Annotated in this window: 12 protein-coding genes; 9 read left to right on the top strand and 3 right to left on the bottom strand. The window is 52.6% G+C overall.

Features of this window, described 5'->3' with window-relative positions; translation table 11 throughout:
• The first annotated feature begins 63 nt into the window (after nucleotides 1-63).
• The 6 genes from cysP (at nucleotide 64) to Q9245_RS00220 (ending at nucleotide 6,572) form a co-directional block, all read left to right on the top strand.
• The gene (cysP, locus tag Q9245_RS00245; RefSeq protein WP_305895282.1) at nucleotides 64-1,065 is read left to right on the top strand and encodes a thiosulfate ABC transporter substrate-binding protein CysP; all 1,002 of its coding nucleotides are present in this window, start codon (nucleotides 64-66) and stop codon (nucleotides 1,063-1,065) included.
• Nucleotides 1,066-1,074: 9 nt separating this feature from the next.
• Entirely contained in the window at nucleotides 1,075-1,947 is an 873-nt protein-coding gene (gene cysT / locus Q9245_RS00240; protein ID WP_305895281.1) for a sulfate/thiosulfate ABC transporter permease CysT, read from the top strand.
• On the top strand, nucleotides 1,948-2,805 hold the full coding sequence (gene cysW, locus Q9245_RS00235) for a sulfate ABC transporter permease subunit CysW (protein WP_305895280.1): 858 nt from the start codon (nucleotides 1,948-1,950) through the stop codon (nucleotides 2,803-2,805).
• Between the two features lies 1 nt (nucleotide 2,806).
• Nucleotides 2,807-3,928: a sulfate/molybdate ABC transporter ATP-binding protein gene (locus Q9245_RS00230; protein ID WP_305895279.1), complete on the top strand. Its 1,122-nt coding sequence runs from the start codon at nucleotides 2,807-2,809 to the stop codon at nucleotides 3,926-3,928.
• Nucleotides 3,929-4,050: 122 nt separating this feature from the next.
• Entirely contained in the window at nucleotides 4,051-5,535 is a 1,485-nt protein-coding gene (locus Q9245_RS00225; protein WP_305895278.1) for an NAD(P)/FAD-dependent oxidoreductase, read from the top strand.
• 14 nt (nucleotides 5,536-5,549) lie between these two features.
• On the top strand, nucleotides 5,550-6,572 hold the full coding sequence (locus tag Q9245_RS00220) for a bile acid:sodium symporter family protein (RefSeq protein ID WP_305895277.1): 1,023 nt from the start codon (nucleotides 5,550-5,552) through the stop codon (nucleotides 6,570-6,572).
• Here the strand turns inward: Q9245_RS00220 and Q9245_RS00215 are convergent.
• Nucleotides 6,525-7,148: a J domain-containing protein gene (locus Q9245_RS00215; RefSeq protein ID WP_305895276.1), complete on the bottom strand. Its 624-nt coding sequence runs from the start codon at nucleotides 7,146-7,148 to the stop codon at nucleotides 6,525-6,527. The two genes, Q9245_RS00220 and Q9245_RS00215, sit on opposite strands and share 48 nt — an antisense overlap.
• Nucleotides 7,149-7,274: 126 nt before the next feature.
• Between Q9245_RS00215 and Q9245_RS00210 the strand changes: the two genes are divergently transcribed.
• From Q9245_RS00210 to Q9245_RS00200, 3 genes are read left to right on the top strand one after another with little or no spacing between them, the layout of a single operon-like run.
• Nucleotides 7,275-9,497 carry a TonB-dependent siderophore receptor gene (locus Q9245_RS00210; RefSeq protein WP_305895275.1) on the top strand — a complete coding sequence of 741 codons (2,223 nt, stop codon included), beginning with the start codon at nucleotides 7,275-7,277 and terminating at the stop codon, nucleotides 9,495-9,497.
• The gene (locus Q9245_RS00205) at nucleotides 9,494-10,441 is read left to right on the top strand and encodes an ABC transporter substrate-binding protein (RefSeq protein ID WP_305895274.1); all 948 of its coding nucleotides are present in this window, start codon (nucleotides 9,494-9,496) and stop codon (nucleotides 10,439-10,441) included. The genes Q9245_RS00210 and Q9245_RS00205 overlap by 4 nt, the downstream gene beginning before the upstream one ends.
• Complete coding sequence (locus Q9245_RS00200; RefSeq protein WP_305895273.1) at nucleotides 10,434-11,930, top strand: HAMP domain-containing sensor histidine kinase; 1,497 nt, start codon at nucleotides 10,434-10,436, stop codon at nucleotides 11,928-11,930. Before Q9245_RS00205 ends, Q9245_RS00200 begins: the two co-directional genes overlap by 8 nt.
• Here Q9245_RS00200 and gorA read toward each other — a convergent pair.
• On the bottom strand, nucleotides 11,923-13,299 hold the full coding sequence (gorA, locus tag Q9245_RS00195) for a glutathione-disulfide reductase (protein WP_305895272.1): 1,377 nt from the start codon (nucleotides 13,297-13,299) through the stop codon (nucleotides 11,923-11,925). The genes Q9245_RS00200 and gorA overlap by 8 nt on opposite strands.
• A gap of 20 nt (nucleotides 13,300-13,319) precedes the next feature.
• Entirely contained in the window at nucleotides 13,320-13,853 is a 534-nt protein-coding gene (locus Q9245_RS00190) for a type II secretion system protein M (RefSeq protein WP_305895271.1), read from the bottom strand.
• Between the last annotated feature and the right edge of the window lie 3 nt (nucleotides 13,854-13,856).

Below are 13,856 nucleotides of genomic sequence, written 5' to 3'. Positions count from 1 at the left end.
GTTCTTAGCAAGCTTTGTTAAATTGCTCCTCAGATTCAACTAATAGGTTTTGAGGAGCTTTACATGAAGACCTTTTTCAAAGGCATCGCGCTTGGCGCTGCCCTACTTTCTGCTCAGCCAGCTCTTTCCGCTGATCGGGAGCTTCTCAACACCTCCTATGACATTGCCCGCGAACTGTTCGCCGCCTACAACGTCGAGTTTCAGAAACACTGGCAAGAAAAGACCGGCGAAACCGTCGAGATCAAACAATCTCACGCCGGTTCTTCCAAGCAGGCTCAAGCCATTATCCAAGGCCTGAAAGCAGATGTTGCTACCTTTAACCAAGTTACCGACATCGACATCCTGCACACTCGGGGCCGTCTGATCCCAGAGAACTGGGCGGAACGCTTTCCGAACAACAGCTCTCCTTATTATTCCACCATGGCGTTTTTGGTGCGAAAAGGTAACCCCAAGAACATCGAGAACTGGGATGACCTGATTCGTGAAGACGTCTCTTTGGTTATGCCAAACCCGAAAACCTCGGGCAACGGCCGCTACACCTATCTTGCAGCCTTGGGCTTTGCGCAGGATCAGTTCGGCGAAGACCAGGACAAAATTGATGACTTCCTCGCTTCGTTACTGGGCCAGGTACGTGTCTTCGACAGCGGCGGCCGTGGCGCCACCACCACCTTTGTTGAGCGTGGTATTGGTGATGCGTTGCTGACCTTCGAATCCGAAGTGCTGAACATTGCGGATCGTCTGGAAGGTGAATACGAAGTTGTCACTCCGAAAGTCAGCTTCCTGGCTGAGTTCCCAGTCACCTGGATTGACGATTACACCAAGCAAAACGGTACCGAAGAACTGGCAAAAGAGTACCTGAGTCACCTTTACTCGGAAGATGCCCAGCGCCTGCTGGCCAGCTTCAACTACCGGGTTCAGAACGAAACGGTTTTGAAGGAGAACGCTGATCGCTTCCGTGACCTCAAGCTGAAGTCTATCGATGAAATTGCCGGAGGCTGGGAAAAAGCTATGAAAGCCCACTTTGCCAGCGGCGGTAAGCTCGACCAGCTCCAGCGTCGGCGGTAAGAGCCTCTAATGTCTGCATCTGCTCAAACAAGCGTCGCCCCAGTGCGGCGCTTTTCCAGTCGTAGCAAGCGAGTTCTGCCCGGGTTCGGGTTAAGTCTGGGCATCTCTCTGTTCTTTGTCAGCCTGGTTTTGCTGTTGCCTCTCACCGGGCTGGTGGTTGAAACGTCTGGCATGACCTGGGACCAGTTCGTTTTCACCATCACCGATCCTCGGGTAATCGAATCCTACAAAGTGACCGCATGGACCGCCTTGGCAGCATCGTTGTTTAACGGCGTATTCGGGCTACTGCTCGCTTGGGTTTTGGTGCGCTACGAGTTCCCCGGAAAGCGGTTGATTGATGCCGTTGTGGACCTGCCCTTTGCGTTGCCGACCGCTGTAGCGGGCATCACATTGGCAACACTGTTTGCCCAAAACGGCTGGTACGGCCAGTGGCTTGATAAATTGGGTGTCGAGGTGGCGTTCACGCCCATCGGTATCGTGGTTGCCATGGCATTTACCAGTATTCCGTTTGTTGTACGCACCGTTCAGCCAGTACTTGAAGAACTTTCGCCCGCCGATGAAGAAGCGGCAGTAAGCCTGGGCGCTTCGGATGGCCGTGTGTTCCGCAAAGTGATATTCCCGTCCTTGTGGCCCGCGCTCGTTACCGGCATTGCGTTGTCGTTTACTCGAAGCCTCGGTGAATTCGGCGCGATTATCTTCATAGCGGGCAACACGCCTTACGTCAGCGAAGTAACCAGTCTGATGATCTTTATCCGTTTGCAGGAATACGACTACGCAGCCGCCAGTGCAATCGCGTCTATGGTGTTGCTGGTGTCTTTAATCCTGCTGTTTGCGATTAACGTTTGGCAGAGCCGATTCCTGCGCCGCTTGGAGGGACGATAAATGTCGTTCCATACGAACCGGGTTGGCGACCAGCCCTGGGTGCGCCGAACGCTAATCGGCTTGGCGATGATTTTAACCGTTGTCTTTCTGGTGATACCGGTTGTGGTGATCTTCACTCAGGCGCTCAGTGCCGGTTGGAGTACCCTCGCCGGTAACATCATGGACGAGTACACCTTGCATGCGATCGGGCTGACCTTGTTCGTGGCATTGCTGACCGTTCCTTTGAATCTGGTCTTCGGCACAGCACTGGCCTGGTCGGTCACGCGGTTCAAGTTCCCCGGTCGCAAACTCCTGATTACTCTGATCGACATTCCGTTTGCCGTATCTCCCGTTGTCGCTGGCCTGCTCTACTTGTTGCTGTACGGCCGAAACGGGTGGCTTGGCGGTTGGCTCAGTACCCACGATATTCAACTCATGTTCGCCTGGCCAGGCATTGTCATGGTCACGGTGTTTGTGACTTGCCCGTTTGTGGCACGAGAGCTGATACCGCTCATGCAACAGCAAGGCAGCGAAGAAGAGGAAGCGGGCGTGGTTCTGGGCGCGTCAGGCTGGCGTATTTTCCGGAAAATCACGCTACCCAATATCAAGTGGGCGCTTATCTACGGGGTGATCCTCACCAACGCACGCGCGGTCGGCGAGTTTGGCGCGGTGTCGGTGGTCTCTGGTAACGTTCGTGGCCAAACCAACACCCTGCCCCTGCACGTTGAACTGCTGTATCAGGATTACAACATCGTCGGGGCATTCGCCAGCGCCTCGTTACTTGCTGCCATTGCGATTCTTACGCTGGTAGCCAAAGCCTTTGTCGAATGGCGACAGGCTAAATCCGAACATTCCGCGCCGGAAACAAGAGGTGTCTGACATGAGCATCACCATCCAGAACATCAACAAAACCTTCGGGAAATTTCAGGCGCTTAACGATGTGTCTTTGGATATTCCGGAAGGTAAATTAACCGCCCTGCTCGGCCCTTCCGGTTCGGGTAAAACGACGCTGTTGCGGATTATTGCCGGTTTGGAATCGTCAGATGCCGGCAAAATTCTGTTTGGCGGAGAAGACGTCAGTGATCTACACGTGCGGGACCGCAACATCGGTTTTGTGTTTCAACACTACGCGCTGTTCCGCCACCTGACGGTTGCGCAGAACATTGCTTTCGGACTGGAATCCTTACCGCGCAAAGAGCGCCCCTCCAAACCGGAAATCACGCAGCGCGTCGAAAAACTGTTGGAAATGATCCAGTTGCCGCAGCTGGCGGATCGTTATCCCTCCCAGCTGTCCGGTGGTCAGAAGCAACGGGTCGCTTTGGCACGAGCCCTCGCGACACAGCCTCGTATTTTGCTTCTCGACGAGCCGTTTGGCGCACTCGATGCCAAAGTCCGAAAAGATTTGCGCCGCTGGCTGCGTGCATTGCACGACGAGTACCACTTCACCAGTATTTTCGTGACTCACGATCAGGAAGAAGCGCTAGAACTGTCCGATCAAGTGGTTGTAATGAGCCAAGGCAAAGTAGAGCAAGTCGATAACCCGGCGCAATTGTACGCTCGCCCGGACAGCCGGTTCGTATTCGATTTCCTTGGGCATGTGAACGTGCTTTCTGGCGTAGTAAAAAGCCAGAAGCTGGTTCAAGGCGATGCCTGGGTATCATTACCCGGCACGAAGGGTGATCAGGAAGCACAGCTGTATCTGCGCCCACATGAAGTTCAGTTGTCGCGCTCGCCTAGCGCCCATGCTCGTCTCCCGTTGCGAATCCAATCCATCAGCTTGATTGGATCGGAAGTTCGACTGGAATTGGCGCCGGAGGGCTGGGAAAGCCTGGAATTATGGGAAACCGGTATGAACCACGCTGAGTTTGCACAGCAAAATCCTACCCGAGGTGAACTCTGGTATGCAGTGCCCAGTGTTGGCCATTTGTTTGAATCGGATAGCCATCAGCCGCGCACGGTAGACTGGCATTTCCGAGACGCGGCGAACGCAAGCAGCATGTAAACCCTTGCTGGCATAGCACTGTTGGCTTAATAGGCCCCGAGACCTTTAAACAGGCTCGGGGCTTTTTGTTGTCTGGATTGGGCGCTATAGTCTGACAACAAAATAATAATCAGGCAGTTAACATGACTCGGCGTGAACAGCACAAACCCTCCATCATTATTGTTGGTACCGGCTTTGGCGGTATTGGCATGGCCATTCAGCTGCTAAAAGCTGGGTATACCAACCTGACCGTGCTTGAGAAAGCTTCGAAAGCGGGCGGCACCTGGAGAGAAAACACCTATCCCGGTGCAGCATGCGACGTGCAATCCCACCTGTATTCGTATTCCTTCGAACCAAAGCATGACTGGAGTCGGAAATTCGCGCCGCAACCGGAAATTCAGGGTTACATTGAGCATTGTATTGCTCAGTATGAATTACAGCCGTACATCCGCTTCAATAAAGCTGTAACCGGTGCAAGCTTTGACGAATCGGACAATTCATGGACGGTCACGACCGAGTGCGGCGACACCTATACTGCCAACGTGTTAATTACCGCGACGGGGCAACTCAATCGGCCCGCAATGCCAGCCATTCCCGGTTTAGACCGTTTTCAAGGCCGCACCTTTCATTCGGCTACCTGGGATCACGATTTCGATTTGTCAGGCAAACGCGTTGCCGTGATCGGCACGGGCGCCAGTGCCATCCAGTTTGTGCCGGAAATTGTTCCCGAAGTGTCGAAGTTGGATTTGTACCAACGATCGGCCGCGTGGGTTGTTCCCAAATCGGATCGTCCTTTTACCCGGTTAGAACAAACCTTATTTGACAAGCTTCCAATCTGGGACCGGCTATACCGCGCACTGATCTACGTGAAGAACGAGTCCCGAGCCTTGGCCTTCACCCGATTTAGAAAGTTTTTGGACGCTGTTGCCCGCCAAGCCATCAAGGAAGCGGAATCCCAGGTTACGGATCCGTCCAAGCTCAAACGCATCATTCCGGACTATCAAATCGGGTGTAAGCGCATTTTGATTTCCAACGACTGGTATCCTGCGATCAACAAACCTCATCTTGATCTAATTACCGATGGCATATCCCACATTGATGAAACAGGCATCGTGACGACCGAAGGCCATCACAGGCCAGCCGATGCGATCATCTTTGCCACCGGGTTCCGGGCGAGCGAATACTTATCCCCCATGACCATCACAGGGCGTGATGGCCTGTTGCTCAACGATGTCTGGTCAGAGGGTGCCAAGGCTTTCAAAGGCATTACGGTAAACGGCTTTCCAAACCTGTTTATGCTCTATGGTCCGAATACCAACTTGGCCCACAACTCAATTCTCTATATGCTCGAATCTCAATTCAGGTATGTCATCAGTGCAGTGGATGCGTTGGCAAGGTACCCGAACTCGGCTATGGACGTGCGGGAAGATCGTCAAACCCGTTATTGTTCGGTGATTCAGAAGGGGTTGGATGGCACCGTCTGGGACTCCGGTTGTCACTCCTGGTATTTAGACGAATACGGAAGAAACACCGCCCTTTGGCCCGGTTTTACGTTCAGCTACCGATTTGCAACACGCTCCGTAGATACGGCTGATTATAGATTTATCACACCGGATTCCGGCAATTGACTTAAGGTTTAATCATGAAGTTTCGTATTGACACCTTCACGTTGCTGCTTCTGGGTGCGATTGTTTTAGCATCTTTTTTGCCAGTAACCGGCGGAGCTGCTGATGCGCTCGCAACCATCGGCACTTGGGCGGTGGCATTACTGTTTTTTCTTCATGGTGCAGCTCTGTCTCGCCAGCAAATAATTGATGGCGCAACCCACTGGCGCTTGCACATTCTGATCACTTCACTGACCTTCGTTTTCTTCCCGTTAGTGGTTTTGCCGATTAACGGCCTTAGTAACATCATTCCTGAATGGATGCCAAAAGACCTCGGCCTTGGTTTTCTTTATCTGGGTGTGTTGCCGTCCGCTGTATCGTCTTCCATCGCTTATACCGCTATGGCAAAAGGTAACGTCCCGGCCGCCATTTGCAGCGCAGCGGCATCCAATGTGTTTGGCATGATGCTCACGCCCTTTCTGCTGCTTTTACTGGTGTCTACCTCTGGGGATGGCAATTTTTCAATCGCGGAGGCTCTGAAAGACATTGTGTTTCAGCTTTTGTTGCCTTTCGCAGTGGGCCATGCCATGAGGCCTTGGTTGGGCGGATTTCTCGGGCGCAATGAATCTCTTATGTCCCGATACGATCAATGCGTTATCTGGATTATCGTCTACTCTGCCTTTTCGCATTCCGTGGTCAGCGGCCTGTGGCAGAATCTTCCGGTGCAAGCCATCGTGTTGGCGATTATCTTGTGTTTTGCGTTGTTGGGTTTGTTTATGTTGGCGGCGACCTTGATGGTCAGGAAATTCGGATTCAGTCTGGAGGATGAAGCCGCAGTGGTGTTCTGCGGCTCTAAGAAGAGTTTGGCGTCTGGGTTGCCGATGGCCAAAGTGCTGTTTTCCGGACACCCGGGGTTCGGGATGATCGTGTTGCCGATCATGTGCTACAACCAGATCCAGGTGATCGTAGGCGCCATTTTGGCGCAGAAGTACCGGGTTAAGATTGAGCAGGCTTCAGCCGCCAACGCCCATGCCACCGAAAATCATGGTCAGAATCACTAATCCGATGATCCAGCCTATAACCGCTGGCCAAAAGTTAGCGGTTTGAGAAAGCGGTTCTATTTCGTCCCGCGGATCACTCTCCTCACGCTCAGGCGATTGCTGTTCTTGTTCAGTAATCGCCTCCTGAACGCTGAACCACTCAAACCATTCGCCCAAAAAACGGGCCACAGGCTGGGGTAACGAACCGTTCTCAGCCATCGGGCGAATCCAGGGCTCCAGTTGTTGACCAATTTCTCGGCGAAGTGGCAGCTGGTCCGCGGGTGGCTCGCACAGAATGGCTTTCCAGATACCTGCATCCTGCTGGCGGCCCGAGTCGTTCATCAGCGCTTTGATCTGAATAACGACCTCTCGCACAATTTGCGATTGGTTGGCGTCTAATTGACGGTCCTCTGAGGTGCGGGGCTCGGGTGACGAAACCGGGTTAACCATGGCCTCCCCTCCTGCCGCCTCGCGGTAGGCTTCGTCCAATTTGCGAGCTTCTTCAGCAGACGCAAATTTCATCTGGCGTTCATAAGCCTGACGAATCTCTTCGCGGTCACCCGTCGGCTCAATACCCAGAATCTCCCAGCAGCTCATACAGTCATCACTCCAAATGTGTCGCCTCTGTAAACTTTCTAGAGACAAATGGTTTTGGTTCTCCTAGGATTAGAGAACAAATGCAACTAAAACTATGGCTCAAACGCCAATTATAGAACGACTACTATGCCTGAGACGAATTGCGTGTTCGAACCCACAACCCAGGCGACAAGGCAACAACGTCTCGTCTTCAAATGTGCCCTGTCGATCACTCTTAGCCTCATGGCGGTATGTTCAGCTAACGCTGCGCATACGGAACCGACCTTCGACAATGCACTGTTAACCTATGACAACGATATCCCCGAGGTACTGACGACAACGCGGTTACGGCAACCTAAAACCCGCGTACCGGGAAGTACGACTGTGATCACCGGTGACCAGATCCGCGATTTAGGAATCGTTAATCTGTACGAAGTATTCCGCCTGGTCCCCGGCATGGTCGTTAATTTCGTCGGCAGCCACCAGCCTGTCGTAACCTACCACGGAACGGTGCATTATGAGCAACGGCGCATGCAGGTGCTCGTTGATGGGCGAACCGCCCACCGCGCCACGCTGTCAGATATGGACTGGGAAACCATGCCGGTTCCTCTGGAGCTTATCGAACGTATTGAAGTCGCCAGGGGCCCTAATTCAGCCGCTTACGGTATCAATGCGTTTCTGGGTACCATTAATATCATCACTCGTGATCCGGCGGACACCGCAGGCACTGAGTTACGCATCAGCCATGGTAGCCGGGATCATTTGCGAGCGTTCGGCGCGGTTGGGGGTGCCAGCCAGGATCTCGACTGGCGGTTGTCCTACGAAAAACGAAAATTTGGCGGCTTTGATTACCAGATTGACGGCGGAGAAGAAACTCCGTTCAACGATGGCCATAACATCAATTCATTTTCTTATGATGGGCGTTTAAAACTCAGCCCCGATCTGAATATTGAGGTGGTGGCTGGCGTCGTAGATGGGGTCAAAAACCAGGATCGCGGAAAAAGCGGAGTACTGGACCCGGTAGAACACCCAGATATTGATGTTCGTGACTACTACATTCAATCACAGCTCAACTACAGCACCTCAGAACACCATTTTTTCCATTTTCTCGTAAGTGTCTCTAACTTCAAACGTCTTGAACGGTACGGTATTGAGTTGGGCGGAGCCGCGGCGGACTGCCTCCGCAACGCCGGCGGCCCCACCCTTTACGAAGAAGACGCCAGTGGCGATGCCCCCTGCCAGGCACGAACCGAAGGAGAAACACTTCTAGAAGCCCAGATTAATGGGGACTACGAAGACACCCGTTTAGAGGTAGAGTTTCAGGACACGTTGCTGTTTACCGATGACCTCAAGCTGGTATCCGGTGCGGGCTTCCGCAAAGATACGCTTCGCTCCGAGACCTATTTTAATGGCCGAGAACACGATTATAAGTCCCGTTTCTTCGGTAATTTAGAGTACACGCCATGGCCTTGGCTGACGCTGAATGCCGGCGGAAACTGGGAGCGCTCCAGCACCACCGACGAGGATTATTTCTCCCCTCGGTTGGCGACGAATTTCATTATCAATGAGCACCATGCTATTCGGTTGGTTTATTCAGAGGCTGTGCGCACGCCTGACAGTTTTGAACAGAACCCTCAGACAGGCTTTACGCTGACAGATGTGCAGCCGGCCCAGTATTCCGATCTTGAAGGCAGACGCATCACCATCGAAGATGCGGCACATAGCCCCTTTTTGCTAACCCTCGGCCACGACCTCGAAGAAGAACGTATTACCTCACAAGAAATCAGTTACTTTGGACAGTTTCCCCTCGATACCGCGATTTTCTCGCTCGAAGTTCGTGGCTTTAAGGATGAAATGCGGGATATGGTGAGCGGCGTAATACAGCTCGTAAACTGGACGCTAGGAAACAACGTAGCAGTTGATCAGAAAGGCTTTGAGGTAGAAACAACACTCGAATTCCCCGGTACCGCGTTACGCGCCAGCTACGGATATCTGGACCAGGACACCCGTTACACAGGGGCGCCTATTATTGATGCAACTGGAAACGTTGACACACGCGAGCAAGACTACCAAGCCGGCCTGTTAACCCGTATGTCGGTAAGGCACTCAGGCAGCCTGAGCGTAATTCAGGAGTTGGCCTCGGAGTTTAAAGTTTCATCCGCTTTTTACTGGGCGGATGAATTCCTTAGAACCAATAACCAATTTGAGAGACTCGACGTCCGGCTGGCCAAAAGCTTTGTACAACCGCATTACACCGCTGAAATTGCGTTTACTCTGCAACATTATCTTAACCGTGAACACGAGCTGAGCTCCGACAACAACATAGAAGATCATAACCAGTTCTTCGTGGAAGCAGGTGTCCGGTTTTGAAGCTTGGGCAGATCGTTGTTTTATGGATCGTAACGGTTGCTCTATCACTGAGCTGGCCGATTGGCACATTCGCCCAGTCAAAACGCGAGACAGCCCAAACGGTCTATTTTGCCAGCTCCGGAAACCTCTCTTTGGACAAGTATTTCATCGATCTGGTTGTCGAAAATCTAGGCCCTGGATTTAAGGTGAAGCCACTTCCCACCCATTCTCCACCGTCGAAAAAAAATGCGCCGATTATCGCCATTGGCCCGAAAGCGTTCGAACGTATCTATCGCAGCAACCCAAACACAGTGATGATCGGCACCTTTGTTGACCGCCAGTTCATGGACAAATACGCCACTGAACAAAACTCCCGCATCACGGCGATTTACTACGATGTTCCTTTGTTGCGACAAGCATTGACCGGCAAAGTGATCCTTCCACAGGCTGATAAAGTTGCGATATTGGCAAGCTATGTCAATCGGAACTCCTATGGGGCACTCATCGAGCAGCTGTCCGCTTACGGGCTCGAAGGAAAGGTTTTTATTGTTGCCGATAAAGAGCAGTTGATCCCTTCGGTGATCAGGGCGTTAAGCTATGGCGACTTTATATTGGGGACGCCTGACCATGACATATACCATCCGCGAAACATCAAACACATTCTTCTCACCGCTTATCGTCGCAACAAAATTTTAATTGGCCCCAGCCAGGCGTTCGTTAAAGCAGGGGCCATCGCATCCAGTTACGCTCCGTTCAGCGCCATCGCGGAGAAAACAGCGAGTCACCTGATTTATTATCGTGAGAACGAAGTATTTCCTGCGGCCGTATACCCTGATGCCTATGGAGTCGAGCTCAATGAGCAGGTAGCTCGCTCTCTCAATATCCCACTACCTGAACGTCCTCGGATTTCAGAGGCCGTTGACGAATTACTGGAGGACACACTTCAGGGAGTTCTTGATGACTGACCGCCAACGAAAGTCATCCCAACCCACACTCTCTCGGCGGCTATTGCTGCTGGGCGTTCTGCCTGCAGTACTCATGTTTACGGTTCTTGTTTCTTATTTTACTTCGGTTCGGCTCGAGGACGCGCGCGCGAATATGGCGCAGAGTAGCCAGATTCTTGCCGATAACCTGGCGCCAATACTTGAATACGCCATTGTTTCAGGCAACAACGTGGCACTTAGGCAAATACTCGATAATGCGCTGCAGCATAGTGACGCTAACTGGATCAGGGTATTGGACGTGGTCGATGAAGAAATCGGCTACACCGGCAAACAGGGCAGGCCGTCTGATTTCACCGCTCCGGAATTCACGATTTACGAGGCAGAAGTGTTTCAGGAGCCGCTGTCACTTAACGCAGATGACGGCAGTGCATGGTTTAGATCCGGTTGGGAATCGGGCACAAGCATCCTCCGTGTGGGCACAGTCCAGGTTGGAGTCAAAGCAGAGGTACTGGAGCTAAAACTCCGGGAAATCTGGTGGTCGTCAATGCTGGTGGGTGGTGGAATGTTGTTGCTCACCGTCCTCTTGGTAAACCTGTATCTTGGCAATCTGCTCAGGCCAATGAACAAACTTAGCAGGCGCGTTGGTAAGCTAATAGAAGGTAACTATCATATTGAGCCGGTTGCTCTAAAAGGTTCTTCAAAGGAAATCGTTAATCTTCAGGACCAACTTAATCAGTTGGCTGAACATCTGGAGCGTTTAAAGACGACGCGTGATGAAATGCTTGCAGCATCCGAGTCAGAGCGCAGCAGTGCCGAGCATGCCAGCCGAGTTAAATCGGAGTTTCTGACCACCATGAGCTATGAGCTCAATACGCCCTTGAAAGGCGTCATTGGTTTGCTCAATCACATCGAGAACGAACCTTTAACGGCTACCCAGGCCGACAAGGTGAATACTGCCCGGCAGTCCGTTCAGGATTTGTTAACGGTTATCTCCGACATGTTGGATTATGCGCATCTGGACAGCGGTACCCTGGCGGTAGATTCCAAGCCGTTTGATCTTCGACAACTGTTAACGAATTGCATCGCATCGTATCGGTACGCAGCCGAGCAACAAGAACTGTCGCTTGAGCTTATTTGTTTAGGGGATTGGCCCGAGACGCCAATCGTCATTGGCGATGGGCCACGGGTTCGCCAAGTGTTGAGCGGATTACTCGACAACTCTCTTGAACTCACCACCAACGGGTTTATAACGGTCCTCGCCACATGGGTGACCGTGAACGCGGGCCATGCAACTCTGAGCTGCACGGTAAGGGATTCCAGTTCGAGCATGGGGGAAGCAGGTAACCTGCATAATCCGCACACCCACTCGAGATATGGCGGACCAGGAATTAACTTGTCCCTGGTCCAACGGTTAATCGAGTTGATGGGCGGGCATGTTCACATTGAGTTAGACCTGGGCCAAGGCAACTCTTTCCGATTTGAAATCCCTTTCGATTTGCCCGTTAACTGACCGGCTGGCGCATGGTTACGAACTCTTCCGCAGAGGTCGGGTGTATGCCCAGCGTAGCGTCAAACTGCGCTTTGGTCGCCCCGGCTTTGATAGCGACGGCCAGACCTTGGGTAATTTCCCCGGCGTCTGGCCCAACCATATGAGCTCCCAGAACTTTGTCGGTGTGGTCATCAACAACGAGCTTCATCAGGCACCGCTCATCTCGACCGCTCAGGGTATATTTCATCGGACGAAAGTCTGACCGGTAAATGCGTAATCGGTAACCGGCTTCAATCGCTTCCTGCTCGGTCAGCCCCACCGTTCCGATGTTGGGCTGACAGAACACGGCAGTCGGGATGGCACTGTAATCCATATCCCCTTCTCCATCGCCAAACAGGCGTCGCGTCAGCACCATAGCCTGAGCCAACGCAACTGGCGTAAGTTGAGGCGTGCCAATTACATCGCCAAGTGCAGAAATAGTCGGAACACAGGTACGGAAATGTTCATCAACGACAATATGCCCCGACGCGTTCAGTTCGACCCCAACCTTTTCAAGCCCCAAGCCATCAACAAGGGCACAGCGGCCGGTTGCTGCCATAACAAGACCTGTTTCTAGGCTGCTGCCATCACTCAAATTCACTGTGTAGAGCGAGTCATTGGGCTCTACGGAATCGATGGTCACATTAAAGCGCAAGTCGATGCCTTTTTTACGTATTTCCTGTTCGGTGAATCGACGAATATCGTCGTCAAAACCGCGCAAGAACAAATCCCCGCGATACAACAAGGTGGTTTCTACACCAAGCCCCGCCAGGATGCCTGCAAATTCGACGGCAATGTAACCCCCGCCCCATACCACGGCGTGACGCGGCAGTTGCGGGAGGTAAAACATTTCATTCGAGGTCAGCAAACATTCTTTTCCGGGAATGTCCGGTATAACCGGCCAGCTCCCTGTTGCAACCGTAATGTGTTTGGTGGTGTATTGCTTGTCCCCAACCGAAATCGTTTCCGGATCCACAATACTTGCCGTTCCTTCGATGATCGTAACACCCGCGTTTTCCAGCATTCGGCCGTAAATTCCGTTAAGACGCTCAATTTCAGCGTTCTTATTGGCGACCAGTGTGGGCCAGTCGAAGCTCACATCTTCGGATGGGATATCCCATCCGTATCCCTGCGCATCTTCCAGTTCATCCCTGACGTGGGCGCCGTAAACAAACAGCTTTTTAGGCACGCAACCGACATTTACGCAGGTTCCACCAAGGTACCGGGACTCGACAACGGCGACCCTGGCGCCCGTTTGAGCCGACATTCTGGCCAGACGAACGCCGCCAGAACCGGCACCAATAATAATCAGGTCAAAATCGTGGGAACTAGACACTCTGTCTCCTGTCATTCGTGTAAACAGCCAACCAATCAGATGGCGAGAGTCAATCGGACGGATACTATCCCGGGCTCATTGCCTCTATCCATGGCGGCTTGATCTATCAGAATTCCATGCTGGGCGTCTAAACGCTCCAACCAAGCGGCCACATCGGCATAAGGGACATCTTCCATCCAAACTCGAATGGCGTTGTTACCCGAAGGCTCGAAACGCTGAAGCGAAAGGCCCGCTTCGCCGGCGGAACGGGTCACTAAAGCCATCAACGCCCGGCCATCTGCGGGCCGATCGGCGGCGCTGGAAGCCGAACTGCCAGCGCCTGCACTGCCAAGCCGTTGTATGGCGCTTTCATTAGCCTGCATCCAGGCCAATAATTCAGTGGCATTCTCACGACTGGTTTCGGCGTTGTTGCGGTACTCCGAAACCGGACGCCAAATAGCAAAATACAGCACCGCAATAGCCAAGGCTATAAGCAGAACTGTCAAAGCCTGCCGGTCTCTTTGGGGCAGTTGATCGTAACGAGCAATCAGCTTTTCAATGGCGGGTTGATCTTTTAGACGCTGAAACATGGT

Source organism: Marinobacter sp. MDS2, from assembly GCF_030718085.1.
GTDB lineage: Bacteria > Pseudomonadota > Gammaproteobacteria > Pseudomonadales > Oleiphilaceae > Marinobacter.
The sequence above is the reverse complement of the archived record's forward strand: the minus strand, read 5'-3'. Positions and strand labels throughout refer to the sequence as shown.